The 19,906-nt window shown below is 54.4% G+C and carries 11 protein-coding genes; 2 read left to right on the plus strand and 9 right to left on the minus strand.

Translation table 11 applies throughout. The features are described from left to right. Window positions 1–199: 199 nt before the first annotated feature. The 9 genes from B0F88_RS07780 to B0F88_RS07820 form a co-directional block, all read right to left on the minus strand. Entirely contained in the window at window positions 200–3,268 is a 3,069-nt protein-coding gene (locus tag B0F88_RS07780) for an EAL domain-containing protein (protein ID WP_104423380.1), read from the minus strand. 11 nt (window positions 3,269–3,279) lie between these two features. Continuing rightward, window positions 3,280–5,061 carry an ATP-binding protein gene (locus B0F88_RS07785; protein WP_104423381.1) on the minus strand — a complete coding sequence of 594 codons (1,782 nt, stop codon included), beginning with the start codon at window positions 5,059–5,061 and terminating at the stop codon, window positions 3,280–3,282. A gap of 303 nt (window positions 5,062–5,364) precedes the next feature. Continuing rightward, window positions 5,365–8,142: an ATP-binding protein gene (locus B0F88_RS07790; protein WP_104423382.1), complete on the minus strand. Its 2,778-nt coding sequence runs from the start codon at window positions 8,140–8,142 to the stop codon at window positions 5,365–5,367. Further along, window positions 8,139–8,453 carry a hypothetical protein gene (locus tag B0F88_RS07795; protein WP_104423383.1) on the minus strand — a complete coding sequence of 105 codons (315 nt, stop codon included), beginning with the start codon at window positions 8,451–8,453 and terminating at the stop codon, window positions 8,139–8,141. The genes B0F88_RS07790 and B0F88_RS07795 overlap by 4 nt, the downstream gene beginning before the upstream one ends. 7 nt (window positions 8,454–8,460) lie before the next feature. Next, complete coding sequence (locus B0F88_RS07800) at window positions 8,461–12,300, minus strand: PAS domain S-box protein (RefSeq protein WP_104423384.1); 3,840 nt, start codon at window positions 12,298–12,300, stop codon at window positions 8,461–8,463. A gap of 116 nt (window positions 12,301–12,416) precedes the next feature. After that, window positions 12,417–13,169: an Hpt domain-containing protein gene (locus B0F88_RS07805; RefSeq protein ID WP_104423385.1), complete on the minus strand. Its 753-nt coding sequence runs from the start codon at window positions 13,167–13,169 to the stop codon at window positions 12,417–12,419. Window positions 13,170–13,311: 142 nt separating this feature from the next. Further along, the gene (locus tag B0F88_RS07810; RefSeq protein WP_104423386.1) at window positions 13,312–14,964 is read right to left on the minus strand and encodes a diguanylate cyclase; all 1,653 of its coding nucleotides are present in this window, start codon (window positions 14,962–14,964) and stop codon (window positions 13,312–13,314) included. A gap of 32 nt (window positions 14,965–14,996) precedes the next feature. Then, window positions 14,997–16,064, minus strand: a complete 1,068-nt coding sequence (locus B0F88_RS07815) for an HD domain-containing phosphohydrolase (RefSeq protein WP_104423387.1) — start codon at window positions 16,062–16,064, stop codon at window positions 14,997–14,999. A gap of 121 nt (window positions 16,065–16,185) precedes the next feature. Then, window positions 16,186–18,864, minus strand: a complete 2,679-nt coding sequence (locus B0F88_RS07820; RefSeq protein ID WP_104423388.1) for a cation-translocating P-type ATPase — start codon at window positions 18,862–18,864, stop codon at window positions 16,186–16,188. Between the two features lie 131 nt (window positions 18,865–18,995). Between B0F88_RS07820 and B0F88_RS19330 the strand changes: the two genes are divergently transcribed. Together B0F88_RS19330 and B0F88_RS07825 are read left to right on the plus strand one after the other, a co-directional pair. Beyond that, a complete protein-coding gene (locus tag B0F88_RS19330) occupies window positions 18,996–19,145 on the plus strand; it encodes a hypothetical protein (RefSeq protein ID WP_181049857.1) in 150 nt (49 codons plus the stop codon). Window positions 19,146–19,424: 279 nt separating this feature from the next. Next, window positions 19,425–19,901, plus strand: coding sequence for an ATP-binding protein (locus B0F88_RS07825; protein WP_258076595.1), 477 nt, complete (start codon window positions 19,425–19,427; stop codon window positions 19,899–19,901). The last annotated feature ends 5 nt before the right edge of the window (window positions 19,902–19,906 follow it).

Raw genomic sequence — 19,906 nt, forward strand, 5'->3', positions numbered from 1 at the left:
AACTTGAGCAAGTTTTATTTTTCATTTTTTAACCATGAAGGACATGAAGCGGCATGAAAGGTTTAAGTCTTCATGTCCTTCATGCTCTTCATGGTAATTGCCTAAATTAATTTATGCACGATCCTTAACAAAAAAAGGGGGGCGGCTGCCCCCTTTTTTTATTCAACCGGTTTCTGCTGAATCAGGCTAAGCAACGCGTTTATGTGGAAAGCTTGGCTGCGATTTTTACGTTTAGCGCGCTTTCAAACTCTTCTACCGGTACCGGCTTGCCGAACAAGAATCCCTGATAAGTGAAACAGCCGTTGCTTTCCAGAAAAGTCCGCTGTTCTTCCGTTTCCACGCCTTCGGCAATAACTTCGATACCCAGATTGGTGGCCATACCGATGATGGTCTGCACGATCACCGCATCGGTCGGTTTAACGGCCACATTACGCACAAAACTCTGGTCTATTTTCAACTGATCAAGCGGAAGTTGGGTTAAATAAGCCAGCGATGAATAGCCGGTGCCGAAATCGTCTATGGAAAAGCGCACGCCGATCTTCTTCAGCGCCTGCATCTTAAAAATAGTATCGTCAATGTCGCCCAACACCAAAGTTTCGGTGAGTTCCAACTTGAGCTTATCGGGATCGATCGCGATCTCTGTCAGCAGGGTGGATACCTGATCGACAAAGTCGGCTTGGTGGAACTGGCAGGCGCTGACGTTGACGGCCAAGTGCAAACAACTCAAGCCGGGATCGGATTCCCAAGCCTTGAGCTGACGGCAAGCCGTTTCCAGCACCCACAACCCGATGGGTACAATCAATCCGGTATCCTCCGCCAGAGGAATGAACTGGGCGGGTGAAACCATTCCCCGTTCCGGGTGTAGCCAACGCAACAACGCCTCGGCGCCGAAGACCGCACCGAGATTATTAACCTGCATCTGATAGTAAAGCTTGAACTGGTTTTCGGGCAAGGCGCGGCGTAGCTCCGCTTCAAGCGCTATCCTAGCCTCCATCGCGGCATGGGTGGCGGGATCGAAAAAACGGATCGCATTGCGACCGGACCGTTTGGCTTGATACATCGCTGTGTCGGAGCGCTTAAGCAATTCATCAACCGTGAGTTCATGATTGAGGAATAAGCTAATGCCGATACTGGATGAACTATGGTATTCGTGTCCCTGCAAATCGAAAGGCTGATTGATGGCCGCGCGAATTTTCTCGGCGACAGCCTCGGCCTGTACCGCCGCCTCTTCGGCAACCGCACTGAGCTCACACAGAATAACCAGAAATTCATCGCCGCCCAGCCGGGAAACCGTATCATTCTCGCGCAAACAAGCCTGCATCCGGGCGGCGATCTCAACCAGCAGCAAATCACCGATATGATGCCCCTTGGTATCGTTCAACTCCTTGAAATTATCCAAGTCGATGAACAGGATTGCGCCGTGGTTATGACTTCGTGCGCTGGAAGCCAAAGCTTGTTGCAGCCTGTCCTGCATCAGGCGGCGATTGGGCAAATTAGTCAACGGATCATAGAACGCCAGATTATGAATCGTTTCTTCGGCCTGTTTTTTCTGGGAAATATCCGAAAACGTGGCGACATAATGAGTAACCTGCTTACCCTCAATAGTCGCGGCGATAATGCTCAGCCATTGGGGGTAAACCTCGCCATTCTTGCGTCGGTTCAATATCTCCCCCTGCCAGCACTTGTTGCGATTCAAACTCTCCCACATAGACCGGTAGAACCGGGCGTCCTGACGACCGGACTTAAGCAGGCGGCCGGGAGTTTGGCCGACGGCCTCTTCGGCAGTGTATCCGGTGATCCGGGTGAAGGCCTGATTGACCTTCAGGATAACCTGATTTGCATCGGTGATGGCTATGGCTTCCAGGGACTCCAGCGCAATTGCGGCGATGCGCAGATCCGCTTCCGCTTGCTTACGCCCGGAGATGTCGCGGACAACCGCCTGGAGAACCGTCTTGCCATCCAGCTCCATCGCGCTAAGCAGCACATCGGCTGGAAAACTCTCGCCGGTATCGGCACGCTTATGCATCCACTCAAACTGATGCGTACCTTTCTCGATTGCCGTGACGATCCGCCGGGCGGCCAGCATCACTGAATCGGTACCGCAAGCTTGCTCCGGCGGCGACAAATCGGCGGGATATTTTGAATAGAACTCTCCCGGCGTCGCGCAACCAAAAACAGTCAGGGCCGACTTATTACAGTCGAATAAGCCCTTCTCATCCAGCAGCATTATTGCGTCGCCGGTCATATCGTAGAGTGTGTGAAATTTTGTCTCCGAACGGCGCACCGCCTCATACGCCTGCTTTTGCTCGCTGATGTCGCGGCCAAAGGCGAATGCCCCGATAATTTCGCCATCACTGCCGCGTTCGGCAACAAAGCGGACATGATGGATACGCTGATCGCCGTCTGGACTTAATACCATAACTTCGACATGTCCCGGTTCGCCGGTGGCGATCACCCGTTCCAGCTTCGCCTGATAATTCTCTACGCCTATACAGCCGTCGAACCTGCTTTCCATCGGCGTCTTGCCGATCAGCGATTCAGACTTGACGTCCACCGTTTGCTCCATCATGCGGTTAACGTAAACCGCGCGGCAATCCAAGCCGTAGCGGATGATATTGTCCGGCGAACTGTCCACCAGGGAGCGGAGTTCCTGTTCACGTCTGGCGACGGAGATACGCAGAATCACGTTCTCGCACAGAGTGCGATAGGTACGCTGCGCGACCATGTCAGTCAGCAGCAGGAACAGCGCAATCATCGCGCTCATAGTAGTCTGGATTTCCGTGCCTTCGAGTAACAAGCGCACAATCACCGTTGCAAGCGCAGGTAATGAGAATGCCAGCAAGGACATCCTGTCGCTTGACAGCGTAGTAATGGCCGCAGAGGTCATCCCCCCCAGCGCAAAAGTCAGAAATACCTGATGCGTAAGATCATGCGAGGGAAACATCAATAAACTTGCCAGCCCCCACACCAGGCCGATTGCAGCGATACTGATACGGAAACGCTGCAACCAGACGCTATCATTACCCTGCGCTGCGCGGCGATGCGCGACAAACAGCAGCATACGTGCGACCAATGCAACCATCAGCAGAATCAGCCAAGCGATGACAGCAGACGGGGCTACAATATTCCACTGCATAGCCGAAAAAATCAATGCTACCAGCGCATTCCCGACCACCGCCGTTGGCGTGTTGGCGTAAAGCGATCTTACCTGTTCGGCGCGAATCGCCGCCGTTTCTTCAGCGGCAGGTATGTTAGTAAAAACTTGCATTCGAATATCCGTTAATCGTATTTTGCTTCAATCAGCTTGTCGACCAGCTCGAGAAAACGCGGTATCTGGATCGGCTTGGTCAGATAATCCGCAAAACCGGCAGCCATGCCTTTTTCTATGTCTCGCTCCATGGCGTTGGCGGAGACGGCAACGACAGGAATATCGGAGGTGGCCGGGTCATTTTGTAAGCGGCGCAAAGCTTCAAAGCCGTCCATGCCCGGCAGGTTGATGTCTAGCAGAATAAGATCGGGATGCTGTATTCCGGCAATTTCCAATCCAAGTTCAACGGTATGTGCATCCAGCATCTTCAGTCCGGTGCGGGTGGCGATGATTTCCCGTACCAGACGCAGGTTGGCCGGATTATCTTCAACATAAAGCAGCGTGCGCACCGAGGTATAACTATTCTGTACCGCGTCGGCGCCGGAGGCAACCGATGCCGGGCAATCACTGACTACTTCGGCGGCGGGCAATTCGACCCAGAAAACGCTGCCTTCGCCCACCACGCTTTCCACACCGATCACGCCCTGCATCGCTTCAACCAGCCGTTTGGATAACGCCAGGCCGATGCCGGTGCCTTCTATGCCGCTGTAAGCCGATTCGATACGTTCAAATGCTCTAAACAGACGCGGCAACGCAGTGGCAGGAATACCTCGCCCGCTGTCCTTGACCATGATTCTGGCCATACCCTCGTGCGCAGGTTGGCAGACAATATGGACGCTGCCTGCATGATGGTTGTATTTAATCGCGTTAGACAACAGATTGAGCAGCACCTGACGCAGGCGGAAACGGTCAGCCTGTACGGCGGCGGTAGGGTCTATATCCAGCGACAGTTTGATGTGGTGTTCGGCGACTAAAGGCTGTAACAAGGCGACGCACTCGTCGACCAGTTGAGACATTTCCACCGGCTCTAACGAAAGCTCAATCCGGCCGCTCTCGATACGCGCCAGGTCCAGCACTTCATTAATCAACTCCAACAGGTGCTGTCCGGCATAGAGAATCTCCTGAATATACTCCGCCTGCTCAGGGGTGAGCGGATTTCCCTGATTGATCTCGAGTAATTGCGAGAATCCCATAATGGCGTTTAAAGGTGTGCGCAATTCGTGGCTCATCCGTGATAGAAATTCGGACTTGGCGTTGTTGGCGCTCTCCGCTTCGTCCAGGGCTTTAATCAACGCCTGCTCGCGCCTGGCTATGGAAATACGCAGCATCACATTCTCGCGCAGAGTACGATAGGTGCGCTGCGCGACCATGTCAGTGAGCAGCAGAAATAGTGCAATCATCACGCCCATCACCGTCTGGATGGCTGTGCCTTCGGCAAACAATCGCACAATGACCGACACAAGCGCCGGCAATGTAAAGGTCAGCGACGATACCCTATCGATTGACAGGGTGGTAATGGCGGCAGAGGCCATGCCACCCAGCGCAAAAGTCAGAAATACCTGATGCGGCAGATCATGCGGGGGAAACACCAATAGACTCGCCAGCCCCCACGCCACGCCAACAGCCGCGATACTGATACGGAAACGCCGCAACCAGATGCGATCATCGCCCGGCGCGGCCCGGCGCTGCGCAACAAACAGCAGCATGCGCACGCCCAGTGTAAGCAGAAAAAACGCCAGCCAACCGATCACAGCAGGCGCGGCAACGGCGCCCCACTGCATATAGGCAAGAATCGATGCTACCAGCGCATTCCCGACCACCGCCGTCGGCGTGTTGGCGTAAAGCGATCTTACCTGCTCGGCGCGAATCGCTGCCGCCTCCTCGGCGGCAGATATGTTAATAGAGACTTGCATGTAAATGTACGCTAACCGGAAATGATGATTGAGTTGAACAAAAAAACATCGACCGCGTTATCGAAAGAAACAAGGACGGCCTATGGCGACGGATTACTTTCAGCATGGCCGGTGTGTGATAGAGTCCTAACGCCGACCGGCCCATCTTCCATTCAACTGATCTCCGGCGGGTAACGTGTTAAGTAACCGAGCTAACGTTCTCCGGTATTTTGGAGTGCAAGCTCTGCTTGCAAAGCAGACGAAACCTGCACTCCGGCCCATTGAACAAAGCTGAAAACTTATATTCAAGCATTTATTCTCCTTTTATTTAAGTATCGTGTCCAGCAAAGCCAGAAGTTTCGGAACATCCAGCGGCTTGGTCAAATAATCGGTAAAGCCGGCGGCCAAGCCTTTTTTTATGTCCCGTTCCATTGCATTGGCGGAAATCGCGATCACCGGAATATCGCAAGTAACGGAATCGTCCTGTAAATGGCGCAACGCTGTAAATCCGTTCATGCCCGGCAGGTTGATGTCGAGCAAAATAAGATCGGGATGATATGTTTTTGCGATGTCCAGCCCCTGCTCGGCTGTATTGGCTTCGAGCAACAGCAGACGGGTATGCGTGGAAATTATTTTTCGCACCAGTCGCAGATTGGCCGGATTATCTTCGATATAAAGCAAGGTACGGGCTTTAACATAGCTGCTTTGCGCGGCTTCGACGGCGCTGAAACCCGACGGCGGGTAAATTTCAGCCTCAACCGCCGGCAGCTCAATCCAGAAAGTACTGCCTTCGCCGACAACGCTTTCCACACCGATACTGCCGCCCATCGCCTCGACCAGGCGTTTGGCGAGCGCCAAGCCGATACCGGTACCCTCAATACCGTCATAGGCCGTTTCAATTCGCTCGAACGGTTTAAACAGGCGCGGCAAGGCGTCAGCCGCAATACCCCGTCCGCTGTCGCGCACCGCAATCCTGATCCTGTCCTCTGCTGCGGATTGGCAGCTGATTCGGACGCTGCCGTTATCGCGGTTATATTTGATCGCATTGGACAGCAGATTAAGCAAAATCTGGCGCAACCGCAGCCGGTCTGCCCGCACAGTACCAGTGCCGTCTATATCCAGCTTCAATTCGATCCGCCGCCCGGATGTCAATGGTTGTAACAATGCCGTGCACTCCCCGATCAGCGACCGCGCTTCCACCGGTTCTAAAGACAGCTCAATCCGGCCGGTCTCGATACGCGCCAAATCCAGCACTTCATTGATCAGTTCCAGCAAGTGCCGTCCGGCATGCAAAATTTCATGAAGATTATCGGCCTGATCGGCAGTGAGCGGGGTTTCCAGGTCAGTTTCCAGTAATTGCGCAAAGCCCATAATCGCATTCATCGGCGTGCGCAGTTCGTGACTCATTCGCGATAAAAATTCAGACTTCGCGTTATTGGCCCGGTCGGCTTCTTCCTTCGCATGCAGCAACAGCTCGGTGCGCTGTTGTACGCGCTGTTCGAGCTCTTCATTAAGGTCTTTAAGCGCCAGCTCGGTTCGCTTAAGTTCGGTCACATCCTGAATTGTGCCCACCGATCTAATCGGCCTGCCCGCAGTATCGAAGTGGGATGTGCATCGTTCGGTCACGTATTTGGTCCGCCCGTCCGGCATTAACAAACGGTGCGTAATCTGATACGGCTCGTGCGTCTGCAAAGACCGGTTGTAAGCCTCATTAACGGCGTCCCTGTCCTCGGGATGTATCGCATTGAGAAATGCCTCATAAGTCGCGCCGAACCGATTTTTGTCGATTTCAAATAATTGATAGATTTCATCGGACCAGATCAATATGCCGCTGCTTAAGTCCAGCTCCCAACTTCCCACCTGGGCAATATGCTGCGCCTCATTCAACTGTTCCATAGCCAGCCTTATATCGGCTGTACGCTGCCCGACCTGCCGCTCAAGATTCGACTGCTGAAAGTGTAAATGTTCCGTCATCGTGTTGAACGAAACAGCCAGTTGCTTAAACTCATCGCATCCGGCCAGCGGGGCGCGATGATTCAGATCCCCGCCTGCAATCCGTTCCGTCGCGATTATCAACCGCCTGATCGGAGTCACTAGCGTTCGTCCCAGCATCAGTGCAACCAAACTTGCAACCAGCAACAGCAAACCCAACGCGATCAGGCTGGATTTCTGTAACAGATAAAGCGGCGCGAACGCCTCGGAGGCATCCATCTTTACCACCATGCCCCAGCGCAACGCAGGCAGGTAGCGCCAAGCGCCGATTATCTCGACGCCGGCATAGTCTCGGGTAATACCTTTATCATGTCCGCCGTTAAGCGCCGATCGCATAGGCGCGGCTAGCTTGTCCAACGGCACACGGTAGCGGAAGGCCGCATTTTGAACATGTCTCAAAGAACCGACATAAACCGCCTGATCGCCGTCCACTTGCGCCAAGAGCGTTTCTCCAGTGACGCCCAAACCGGTGGTGTCGCCGCTAACGGCGGTAAGTTTATCCAAATCCATCTGCAGAGCCAGTGTGCCGACCACCCTGCCCGCGTTAAACATGGGTGCAACGATAAAAATAGCCATCCTTTCAGCGGATGGCGCATAGGGGTCGGCCTGCGTGATTTGCGTGTCGAGCAAAGCGATGGCTTCCCGGTGAGCTTTAGCCAGGGCGGTATCGCGGTAAGGACCGGTATTGAGATTACTGCCCAAATCAGCTTCATGGCGGATCGAAAACACCACATTGCCAGCCGCGTCGGTGAGCAGCAAATCGTAGTAACCCACGCTCTCCATCAGCGTGTGGAAATAATCGCCATAAGCCCGCTCCTCCGCCCGGTAGCGTAGCGCGGCCGCCTTATCTTGCCGATTGGAGCGAGCTTGCAGGGTGTCGAGCGCGGCAAACGATTTCGCCAGCAACCGGCCGTCGGTCAGGCGCTCGCTAATATAAGCGTTAATTTGATCCGCCTTTTTATCGGCGAGAGAGGACAGATTTTCCAGCGCCGACTGCTGCAATGTGCGCTCAAAAGCCTGAACGTAAAGCCAAGCCAACCCCGCCATCGGCAGCGGCGAAAGCAACAAAAAACCCAGCATCAGACGCGGAATAATTTTGCCCAAGATCATAACCGGCCCCCTTCAAGCAGAACTTGCCGCTCATCGCGGCTGCGATAACCAGGCCGTGGCGGCGCGTTTGAGGCAAACACCTTCGTATCCAGCTTGCCAACGGCGGTCAGCATCAGGATGTCCATTAGCGCGGACGCTGCCATCAATTTAAGCGTGTTTTCACAACCTGATTTCCCTGGTTTAAGACGCGCAAACCGGTAGAGCGGTAGCGAATCCATCGTATGCGCGGCATTGTTGTGACGGTTTTTACTGCGTTCTCGGCAATAGCCCCATGTCGCCGTCCCGGATACGATTCTATCTCTAATATCCATGCATGCCCTACAAGGCTTCTTTCGGCGTGCAACCGGGAAGCAATCGATCCACAGTCTCAAGAAGATGCATGACATCAATAGGCTTGGTAATGTATTCGTCAAAGCCCGCCGCCATACCCCGCTCAATATCGCGGGACGTCGCGTTGGCGCTGATCGCAATCACCGGCGTCTTTTTTGCCGAATCCAGGGAACGCAATATGCTTAATACCTGATAGCCATCCATGCCCGGCAGATTAATATCGAGCAGAATCAACTCAGGATGATGCGCCGAGACCAGCTCCAGCCCTAATTCAGGCGTATACGCCGTAATCAACTGCAATTGCGGATTCCTGCCCAGGATCCGGGAGACCAATCTGAGGTTAGCCGGATTGTCTTCAATATAAAGTACCGTATACCGGCACCGGCCGGCCAACATTGTTTCAGTCGTTATTGCCTGTTTCAAGTGACTGCTTCGAGTCTTCTGTTCCGAAGCGACTTCCGGCAGTTCAATCCAGAAAGTGCTGCCCTGCCCCTCCTCGCTGGTCATTTCGATGGCGCCGCCCATCATTTGCATGAGCCGGCGACAAATGGTCAGACCGATGCCGGTCCCTTCAATAGCCGATTCTTCGGCGCCCAAACGTGAAAACGGTTGAAACAGCTCCTGCCGCCTATCTGCCGGGATACCGTAACCGGTGTCCGACACTTCCAGCCGCACGAAGCCGTCCCGCGCTGTCACCTGAATCGACACCGTTCCCTGCGGACGGTTATATTTGATCGCATTGGAAAGCAGGTTCAGTAACACTTGTTTTAGCCGGGTACGGTCGGCGCGTACCGCATAACCGCCGATTGCCGAATCGTTTATGGTGACGCCATGCACTTGCGCAATAGGCTTGACCAACGCCAGACACTCCCCGATCAACTCGGCGCAAAGCAACGGTTCCAATGACAAATCGATCTTGCCTGACTCGATCTTGGCCAGATCCAGCACCTCGTTAATCAGTTCCAGTAAATGGCGGCCGGCCTTCAAAATCTCATCGACATAATCCGCTTGGTCCTCATTGAGTCCGTTGTCTATTTCCAGCAACTGACCAAAACCGAGAATGGCATTCATCGGCGTGCGCAATTCATGCGACATGCTCGACAAGAACTCGGACTTGGCGCTGTTGGCGCGTTCCGCATCATCCCTGGCGGCGATGATGTCTTGCTCGTATTGCTTACGCTCGCTAATGTCGCGCAGGATGCCGACAAAATTCTTGGTTTGGTCGATTTCCATCACTGTAATCGTCAACCCCATCATAAAAACGGTGCCGTCCTTATGTCGGCCGGGCAACTCAACCTGCTTGCCGATAATAGCGGCCGGTTGCCCGGCCATGTGCCGCGCGATGTACCGGTCATGTTCGCTGCAATAGGGCTCGGGCATTAAGCGGTTAACATTGCAGTTGACTATCTCGGCGGCGCTATAACCGAAAAGTCTTTCCGCTGCGGGATTAAAAGAGCGAATGATGCCGGCGGAATCAATCGTGATGACACAATCCGCGACGTTTTCGATGATATGCTTGAAGATGACCAGCTTAGCCTGCTGCTGCAAAATTTTAAGCTCGACCAGCTTGCGTTCGGTGATGTCCTGCACCACGCCGAGCATATTCAGCGGTGCGCCGTTCTGGTCGCGCACCACATCGCCACGCTCCAACAACCAGCGTATTGTGCCGTCCGGCCATACGCAACGAAACTCGATATTGAATTCAACACCCTGCTGCAAGCAGGCGTCAATCGCTTCAACCACCAGTTGCCGGTCATCCGGGTGAATATTGTTAAAGTAATTCTTGTAGAAGCCCTGCTGAGTAGTCTCGGGGTAGCCGAACAATGAGCTGATACGCTCGGAGCAGAACAGCTCTCCGGTCTGTATGCTCCAATCCCAGGTGCCGATGTTGGCGTAGAGCTGGCTGCGGCGCAGACGTTCCTCGCTTTTCCGCAGTGCATCGCCGGCCTCGCGACGCTCGCTCACATCATCCGAGATGCCTATGAAATGGGTGAGCCGCCCTCGTTCGTCATGCACAGGCGCAAGGCGCAAATCATTCCAATAGGGCGTTCCGTCCTTGCGATAATTATGCAGCAGAGCCTCGCCGGCACGGCCCTCCCGCAACACCGCGCGAATCTCGGCCAGGCCCGGCTGGTCCTGTTCCTTGCCATGTAAAAAACGGGGGTTACGGCCTATCACTTCATCACGGCTATAACCGGTAACGCGCTCAAAGGCCGGATTGACGTAAATCAACGGCATCTTGGCTTTCTCGGCATCCGCTATCAGGACGCAACTGCTGCTGGCGTCAATGGCCCGTTGCATAATACGCAAGCGCAGCTCGGTTTCCTTGATATGGCTTATATCGGTACGAATCGAAACATATTGATAAGGCCGTCCGGCGTTATCCAAGAAAGGCACGATACTGGTTTCAACCCAATACAGGCTACCGTCTTTGCGCCGGTTGCAAACCTCGCCCCGCCAGATACTGCCGTGAGCGATGGTGCTCCACATGTCGCGGTAAAATTCGGCTAAATGCTCGTTCGATTTGACGATACGATGATTTTGTCCCAAAAGCTCGTTCCGGCTGTAACCGCTAACCGCGCAAAACCGGTCGTTAACATAAGTAATGATGCCGGCCGCATCGGCCACACTGACAATGGCATGCGCATCAAGCGCCTGCTGCTGACGTTCCCGCTCGTAAAGCGTAGCGCGTAGCGACTCCGCCTGCTCTCTAGCCTTACGGAACCGGCGCGCATGTAAAGCCACTGTCGCGGCCAACTGACGAGGATCGGCCGGTTCGGTTAAAAAATAATCGCCTCCGCAATTGAGCGCCAGCAATTGCCTGGATAGGCGCGTTTCCGCCGACAGATAAACGATCGGTAACTGAGCATAGCGTTGATCATCCCGCAACAGAGTCGCCAGCTCCGGGCCGGAGCATTCCGGCATAACCAGATCCAGCACCAATACCTCGGCCGCAAAATCCTCCAGTATTTCGGGAACCAATAAAGGATCGCCCGTTTCCAGAACCTCCATGCCGGCTTGTTTTAGAATCAGGCCGTGAGCCGCCCGCTGATCGGGATCGTCATCGACCAGCAGCACGCGCAAAGGCTCGCTCGGGGTCAACGCCGCCGAGTCGCCAAGCACTCGCAGCAAGGCTGCGGCATCGACCGGTTTGACCAGATAATTGGTAGCGCCCGCCCGATAGGCGGCAAACTTCGCCGCCATATCCTGCCGCGCCGAAGTAAAGACCACAGGAAAACTGTTAAGAAACCGCTCTTTCAATTCAGCGATAACTCGCGCCCCCGAATCATCGCCTTCGGGAAACATCACATCCATGATCACCGCGGCAGGCGGCTCCGATATTAAGCTTGCGGCGTTTAAGGCGTTAAGTTCGTTGACCTCATCGACCCGGTACCCCGCCTGTTCGAGCACCGACCGCAGCCAATAGGCCTGCTCCTCGTCATCGCCCACCATCACGATGCGTGGACCTTCTGTCCGCCCATTGGCCGTCTTCGGAACTAAAACATAATTCGGGTTGATTGCATACGCTTCCAGGCTTTCCAGCGCTTTATACGCGGCATCCAGCGTATGTTCCCCGAATACGCCGTCAACGGCTATAGCGGCCACGAGTTGTTCCAGGTTGCGCGCCGCTTCGGAAACCATTATCAGGCGGTGAACGCCCGCCGAACCCGCCAAATTATGCGCGGCGGAATGCAGCGCCTCTAGCGAGTCGCGCTGCCCGCGCCGGGCATCCGCCAGCAAAGTCTTGAGCAGTTCCAATCGTTCCGGCAGGCGTGCAATGAACTCTTTCCGCATTTTGGAAAGAGCAACCTGAATGTCATTTTCCATGGTCGGTCCTTATTAAGGTTGCAATCATCGAAAAAGCGAAGACGCGAAGTCTCTGGTTCGGCTTTTCTGCGTGAACATCGTATCTTCGCGGCGATTCATGTCTAATTTGCCTGGCGTCAGTTACTGCAAGCCGCCAGCACATCGCCGGCGCAGCGGGTCAGTGTGGATATAAACGCCGCATCGCGTTTGATCGTAGTGTTAATATTCAAATAAGCCGGCGCGGGAGAAGAATTACTGCTAATAAGGATGACCGGAATGTCTTTGTTGCGGCTGCCCGATTCCCGTAGCGCCGCGACCAGAGCGAGCGCGTTGAGATCAGGAAGTTCGCGTGCGGCAATCATTAAATCGAAAGGCTGATGTAACAATAATTCCAACGCAGACAATCCCCGCTCCTGGCTCACCAAACGCACAGCCAGCGGTTCCAGCACTCCCTGGCAGAATTTTCGCGTAGCGATCGACGGCTCAACCAATAATACCGATGCGCAGCCCGGCATGCTGGAAATGCGCAATAGTTCCAAATCCTGCTCGATAGCCGTTGCAACAGCGCCGTCCCGCGCCGGAGTTTCAGCAACACGGCGCAGTAAATCCACATAACTCAAGGCTTGGCTGATCGCCAACGGGTCAAAACGCTCCTTGGCGGCACGGATAAAACTCTCAAACTGGTGACAAACGCCGGTGACCAACGGCATGCCGAAAGTGCCGCCCGAACCCTTAAGGCTGTGAACACGGCGGAAAAGCTCATCGAAAGCGCCGGCCGCGCCTCGCTCCAAAGCCAATACACATTCCTCAAGAAGATCGCAGTATTCAGGCAATTCTGCGACGAAATCGTCGCGCATTCCGGTCAGTAATAGGGCAAAGTCAGTATTCATAGCAAAGTTTCTTTTATTATAGTTATTGTGACTATTCGGCTCGAAACGTAAAAATCATTCCCTGCGGAGAGAAAACTAAAACCCGGCCCAATGGCGCTATGGTTTTAGGTTCGTTTATCCGTTCAAGAATAAATCCACCCCTTCAGTATCCGCAAAATTGACACACCTGATTACGACCGCCATCCTTAGCCTTATAAAGCGCCGCGTCCGCGGCGGCGAGTAAACCGGGTGCATCCGTGCACTGCTTGCTCGTGGCTACCCCGGCGCTGAGGGTGATGCCAAAACTTTGCCCTTCATGGATAAACCGCATCTCGGCAAATCGCTGCCGAATGTCGTCAAGCAAGCGCATTGCATCTGCCGCATTACATTCGGGCAGCACCACCGCGAACTCTTCGCCGCCATAACGGCCGATACTGTCCTGCCGGCGCAAGCGCTGGCGCAGCAAGTGCGCCAAAGTCTTAATGACCTGATCGCCCATCGGGTGGCCCCAGGTATCGTTGACCTGTTTGAAATTGTCCAGATCGACCATCGCCATCGCCATGACCTTTCCCTGCCGATGAGCGCGTTCGATTTCAATCGCCAGCCGGTCTTTAATAGTGGAATGCTTGAGCAGCCCGGTCAAACTATCCTGGCTCATCAGTTCACTGACTTTGCGGGCGCGCGCCGCCCGAACCTGCACTGTGGAAACCAGCCGGGCATCCGAAACCGGCTTGGTCAGGAAATCATCACCGCCGTTGCTTAAGGCTTTAATCTGTTCATCCAGATCGTCCGCCGCCGAAAGATAAATAATCGGCAGGCTCATCCAGGCATCTTCGTAACGGATTGCAAGCGCTAAATCAGCGCCATTGCAATCGGGCATGTACAAATCGATGATCAGCAAATCGGGGTTCAAGCTCTGCATCGCGGCCAACGTCTCCTCAGGGCGGCAGACCTTTTCGGCCAACATGCCGGCCGCTTTCAGGGTTAACCGGTAGTGCTCGGCCAAGACTTCATCGTCGTCAACAATCAACACCCGGTAAGGCGCATGATCGTGCTCCCGCAACAGCATCTCGATGCGCCCGGCCAGCGTCGAAATGTCCGTCGATTTAGTCAAAAACGCTCCGCCCCCGGCCCGGGCCGCCGCCAAACGGCTCGGAAAGTCAATCCGGTCCGCCAGAAAAACGGTAGGCAGCCTGTAGCCAAGCCGCTCGAACAGCAAGGGCAAAGCTTCGGTGCTGTCGGCCGGATTTTGCCCCGGCAACATACTATCGACCACCAGTACGTCAGGCATGCCGGCGCGTATCTCGGCTTCGGCTGCCGAAAAATCAGCGCAATGGCTCACTTCATAGCCAAACTGGCTCAAGCCCTTATTCAACTCATAGGCGATCAGCGCTTCATCTTCGATCAAGATAACGCGGACATGCTCATTCTGCCCAAGCAAAGGGGGAACTAACAGCGCTTTCCCCGCCGACGCATCGAAAGCCGCATCAGTCATGAATGCTTGTCGCAACGCCGACAAGTCGTTTTTCCATGCCTCCCATTGCGCTGCCTCCAGTACGCTTAGATCGTCAAGCCAGACTTTTACGGCCACTTCCAATATCCGAGCCTGCCGAGACAACTCGAAAAAACCGAAAGTGCCGCCCGATCCGGCCAGTTTATGTAAATCGGCATGGAGTTCAGACAGGATGATAGGGGCAATGTCCGCCCCCTTTCCCTTAACACGGCTGAGCAAATTATCCAGCGTATGCACCAAGCGCTTGGCGTACTGCTCGCGCAAAGCTGCAAGCTGTGCTGAAAAATCGGTGGAATCAGTCATCTATGCGTCCACGGATTGATTGAGAGGCGTCATTAGGCTTTCGGTTCGGAAAACCGGTCACGAATCGTCAGGATTTCCGGGAGCCGTTCCATAAACACGGTTACCAGATCAGGATCGAAATGTGTGCCGCTATGGCCTTTAATCAGGTCGACGGCCGCCTCGACCGCCCAGGCTTTTTTATAGGGCCGCTCCGAGGTTAAAGCGTCGAATACATCAGCCAGCGCGGCTATGCGCCCGGTCAACGGAATAGCCTCGCCGGACAGGCCGTAAGGATAGCCGCTGCCGTCCCATTTCTCGTGATGAGTCAGCGCAATTTCCCCGGCACACCTCATCAAATCGGAATCGTCGCCTTCCAGAATGTTGGCGCCGATGACGGCGTGGGTTTTCATGATTTCCCATTCTTCAGGTTCGAACTTGCCGGGCTTGAGCAGGATATGATCAGGGATGCCGATTTTGCCGATGTCGTGCATCGGACTGGCATGCAGCATTAATTCGCAATCGTCCTTGTTCCAACCGATCGATTGCGCCAGCAAGGCCGAGATGTGGCTCATCCGCAGAATGTGATTGCCGGTTTCGTTATCGCGATATTCCGCGGCGCGGCCCAAGCGTTGCACGACCTGCAACCGGGTGCGGCGCAACTCGTCGGTGCGTATCTGTACCATTTCATCCAGTACGTCTTTCTGGTCATGAACCAGGCGATACGCGGTGTGTGCGTCAAGCATGTTGCGTACCCGCGCCAACAACTCGTTGCGGTCAAAAGGCTTGGTGATGAAATCGCGCGCGCCTGCATTGAGCGCGCGCAACAAAAAATCCTGGCTATGCTGCGCAGTGAGGATCACCACGGGCGGAAGCAGCGGATCGTCAAGCGATTTGAGTTGCTCCAGCACTGCGAAGCCGTCCAGATGAGGCATATTGATGTCCAGCAAGATCAGGTCGGTGCATTGCCGTGTGTAAACGTCCAACACCTGTCTTGAATCCTGTACCAATACAAGATTGCTGTAACCCTGAGCCGACAGCATTTTATCCAGCAACTTCAAGTTCACCGGCTCGTCATCGACAATCAGGATTCGGGCGAATTCTTTCTTGTATAAGGTATTCATCTTGTTCTTTTTTATTTGATAAGTCTGCCGTGATTGTAGATCAACGCTTCGGTTTTTCAAACTTTACTGGTTTTGATCTCCGCCTAAGACCTCATGACGGGGGTGTCCCACTGAAGCCGTTTCAACGGTTCAGCCTGACAACCATGAACTTGCGCAGTTCCTCCAACAGCAGCATCGCCAGAGCAAACGGCAATATGAACAGCCATACCTCAGGCGCAATCGGCAAGGTGCCGAAAACCCGGTTGCCCCAGGCGGTATAGTCGATAATTAAAATCAGCATAATTTCCAGCGCAATACCCCAGAGGATGGTGCGGTTGTCGAATAAGCGCGCACCGAACACACTGCGTCCGGGGGTCTTGCAAAGAAATACATTGACTACCTGCGTGACGATAATCGCGCTCAGACAGGCGGTAGTGGCCTGAAGATATAAGGGCTCTTGACTTGATAAACTCTCGCCCCAGCGCCAACCGCCGCTGTGCAGCACAAAGAAGTAAGCCGCCATCGAGACGACCGCTTCGAGTAAACCTAAAAACAGATAAGCGCGCAACAGCAGACGCCAATCGAGCAGACGTTCCTTTCGCGGACGCGGCGGCCGCCTCATGCTGCCCGGTTCGGGCTTGGCGGCGCCAAGCCCCAAAGCCGGCAGCATGTCCGTCCCCAAATCCACCGCCAGAATCTGGATGATGGTCAAGGGCAGCGGTATCTTAAGCAGCGCGAAAGCCAGATAGGGGACAATTTCCGGGATATTGGACGTAAGAATATAAGCGAGAAACCTGCGGATGTTCTCGTAAACGGCGCGTCCTTCCTCGACAGCGGCGATGATGCTGGCGAAATTATCGTCCAGCAGAATCATATCGGCCGCCTCCTTGGCGACATCCGTCCCGCTGATGCCCATCGCGATGCCGATATCCGCCAGTTTCAGCGCCGGAGCATCGTTCACGCCGTCGCCGGTGACCGCAACGACGTGCTTTTTCTTTTTCAACGCGGCGACGATGCGCATTTTCTGGTCGGCCCCGACCCTGGCAAAGATGATGTCCGGCGCACTCAAGGCCAGGCGCAGTTGGGTTTCCGACAGCTTACGCAACTGTTCGCCGGTGATAATCACCGGATTATCCGACTGAATCTGGCCGATCTGCCGGCCAATCGCCAACGCGGTATGCGGATGATCGCCGGTCACCATGATGATTTTGATGCCCGCCTCCCGGCATTTGCGCATTGCTTCAGGCACCTCGGCCCTCGGCGGGTCTTCCAGCCCGACCAGCGCGCACAGAATCAGGTCTTGCTCGTGCGCCTCGCCGTGATGCTCCGCTTCCAGCTCACGCCAGGCAAAGGCCAGCACCCGCAAACCCTTATTTGCCATCTGTTCCTGGGCGTTAATGAAACCCTGCCGGATTTCCGCCGTCAGCGGCATTATTTGCCCGCCGATCTGCACTTGTTTGCACAGCGGCAACAGCGTTTCCAGGGCGCCCTTGCAGTAAAGCACCACACCCTTGGGCGTCTGATGAATAGTGGACATCCGTTTGCGGTCGGTATCAAACGGCACTTCATTGATCTTGGGGTAAGCGCAAGTTTCGCCAAGACAGGTCTTCGCCATCCGCACCAGCGCGATTTCCATCGGGTCACCCAAAGTCTGCCATTTTCCGGCGGCAAGGGATTCTCTCAGGTTGTGGCACAGCAACGCATCCTCGAAAAAGCGCCGATAAGTAAACGCCAATTGCGGCTGCCTCCGCACCGCCGTAATCGTCTGCATTTCCCCGCCCAGATAAAGCGAGCAAACCGCCATGCGGTTTTCGGTCAGCGTGCCGGTCTTATCGGTACAGATCACCGTCGCCGAACCCAATGCTTCCACCGAAGGCATGTGCCGAATCAGCGCGTTACGCTTGGCCATGCGCTGGGTCGCCATCGCCAGCGACAAGGTGACCGTCGGCAATAATCCTTCCGGCACGTTGGCGACGATAATGCCGATAGCGAAGATGAAGTTTTCCCAGAACGACAGGCCCATGCTGCGTCCGATAAAGAAAAAAACCAGCCCCAAGGCCAACGCGAGCGCCGCGATAAGACGGCTTAAACGCACGATTTCCAATTGCAACGGCGAAACGGTTTTAACGGCGGTCTGCGTCAGATGGGCGATCTTGCCGAATTCCGTATGCATTCCGGTCGCAAACACCACCGCCCTGCCCTCGCCCGACACGACCGAGGTTCCGGCCAACAGCGTGTTGCGGCTATGTTCCAGGTTTTCTTCCGCCGAAGGATCGGCATCCCGCGCCTGCGGCCTGGACTCGCCGGTGACGGTGGCGTTATTGACGCGCAGGCTAAAGGCTTCGAGCAGCCGGCAGTCGGCCGGCACATTGTCGCCCTCCTGCAATAAGATCACGTCGCCGGGCGCCAGATCGGCGGCCAAAATCAGCGCGACTTCGCCGTCTCTGAGCACCTTGACGTAATAAGGCAGCAGCTTTTGCAGTGCGGAAATGGCGCGTTCGGCGCGGTACTGCTGCCAAAACGAAAATACGCCGTTGATCAGGATCACGCCGAGTATCGCATAGCCCAAAGTCGCCATGCCGCCGCCCGGTTGCCGGGATTCGGCGAAAAACGCCAGACCTGCCGCCAACCACAGTATCAGCGCGAAGAAATGAATAAATTCCTTGATGAAACGCAGTATCAGAGACTCGCCCCGCAGTTCCTCGACCCGGTTCGGCCCATACTCGTCCAGGCGGCATTCGACCTCGGCCTGCGATAGTCCGTCATGACCGCTATGGAGGCTTGCCAGCGCCTCATCGGCAGTGAATTGATGTATTTTCATGGCGACTCCTGCTTTACCGGGTCTTAGCTAAACATCACGCAGTTTAAAATACCACGGACTTCATAATTCTTTGATCAGTTGAATGACCAAGTATTGTATTATTCCAACTTTTAATACTTTAAGAGTCGATTATGAACAGCTATCAACAGAGCAAAAAAGCCAGATACATCGTTTCGGTGGTTTACCTTTTGATAATGGCCGTGGTAATGGGCGGGACTTACCTGTCGCAGCAGCAAAAAGAGGCGGCTGCGAAGACAGCGCAAAGCGCTCCAAATCAATAAGCGGCGTTATTAGGCTATACCGGACAATACTGTTCTACTTAGGATCGTGCATAAATTAATTTAGGCAATTACCATGAAGAGCATGAAGGACATGAAGACTTAAACCTTTCATGCCGCTTCATGTCCTTCATGGTTAAAAAATGAAATATAAAACTTGCTCAAGTTATTTCATGCACGTTCCTTAGTTCGCTAGCCATTCCAATCAGACCGGTTTCGGCGAAAATCTTGACTGAAAACGCAGATCGCGGTGGCCGCAAGAAATTTACCGGGTGTTACATAGTGAAACCTGACAAACCTACCCAAATTAAAAAGGAATCCGATCTTTGCGGACACAACAGGAAGGTGTTGTTGGATTACCGGATACCCACACGGCTCGAAGAAATCGAAAAACTTGCTGACGCTGTCAATCAGGCTCTATCCGACCCCGACCTGGCTTTCCATGCCAACGTGTGTCTGGAAGAGTTGATTACAAACACCATTGTTCACGGCCTCAAGGGCGCCGCCGACCGGTTCATACAGGTCCAAATCAGTGTATCGAACGAATGGCTGGAAATTCTTCTGAAGGATGATGCGCCGCAGTTTGACCCTTTCATGCAAGCCCCTAGCCCCAATCTGGATCTGGATATTAATGAACGCCCCATCGGCGGTCTGGGGGTGCATATGGTGAAGAAACTGATGGACGATGCCCGTGCCGATTACGACGGCAGCGGCAATGTGATTGTGTTGCTCAAGAAGCTGCATCAGGCTGCCGGATAAAGCTT

The sequence above is a fragment of the Methylobacter tundripaludum genome (assembly GCF_002934365.1).
GTDB classification, from domain to species: Bacteria; Pseudomonadota; Gammaproteobacteria; order Methylococcales; family Methylomonadaceae; genus Methylobacter_A; species Methylobacter_A tundripaludum_A.

What these genes read in the sequence shown, in the direction of transcription:
- B0F88_RS07780 (WP_104423380.1), bottom strand. Translation starts at nt 3,268, where the DNA reads ATGCAAGTTTTTACTAACATACCTGCCGCTGAAGAAACGGCGGCGATT.
- B0F88_RS07785 (WP_104423381.1), bottom strand. Translation starts at nt 5,061, where the DNA reads ATGCAAGTCTCTATTAACATATCTGCCGCCGAGGAGGCGGCAGCGATT.
- B0F88_RS07790 (WP_104423382.1), bottom strand. Translation starts at nt 8,142, where the DNA reads ATGATCTTGGGCAAAATTATTCCGCGTCTGATGCTGGGTTTTTTGTTG.
- B0F88_RS07795 (WP_104423383.1), bottom strand. Translation starts at nt 8,453, where the DNA reads ATGGATATTAGAGATAGAATCGTATCCGGGACGGCGACATGGGGCTAT.
- B0F88_RS07800 (WP_104423384.1), bottom strand. Translation starts at nt 12,300, where the DNA reads ATGGAAAATGACATTCAGGTTGCTCTTTCCAAAATGCGGAAAGAGTTC.
- B0F88_RS07805 (WP_104423385.1), bottom strand. Translation starts at nt 13,169, where the DNA reads ATGAATACTGACTTTGCCCTATTACTGACCGGAATGCGCGACGATTTC.
- B0F88_RS07810 (WP_104423386.1), bottom strand. Translation starts at nt 14,964, where the DNA reads ATGACTGATTCCACCGATTTTTCAGCACAGCTTGCAGCTTTGCGCGAG.
- B0F88_RS07815 (WP_104423387.1), bottom strand. Translation starts at nt 16,064, where the DNA reads ATGAATACCTTATACAAGAAAGAATTCGCCCGAATCCTGATTGTCGAT.
- B0F88_RS07820 (WP_104423388.1), bottom strand. Translation starts at nt 18,864, where the DNA reads ATGAAAATACATCAATTCACTGCCGATGAGGCGCTGGCAAGCCTCCAT.
- B0F88_RS19330 (WP_181049857.1), top strand. Translation starts at nt 18,996, where the DNA reads ATGAACAGCTATCAACAGAGCAAAAAAGCCAGATACATCGTTTCGGTG.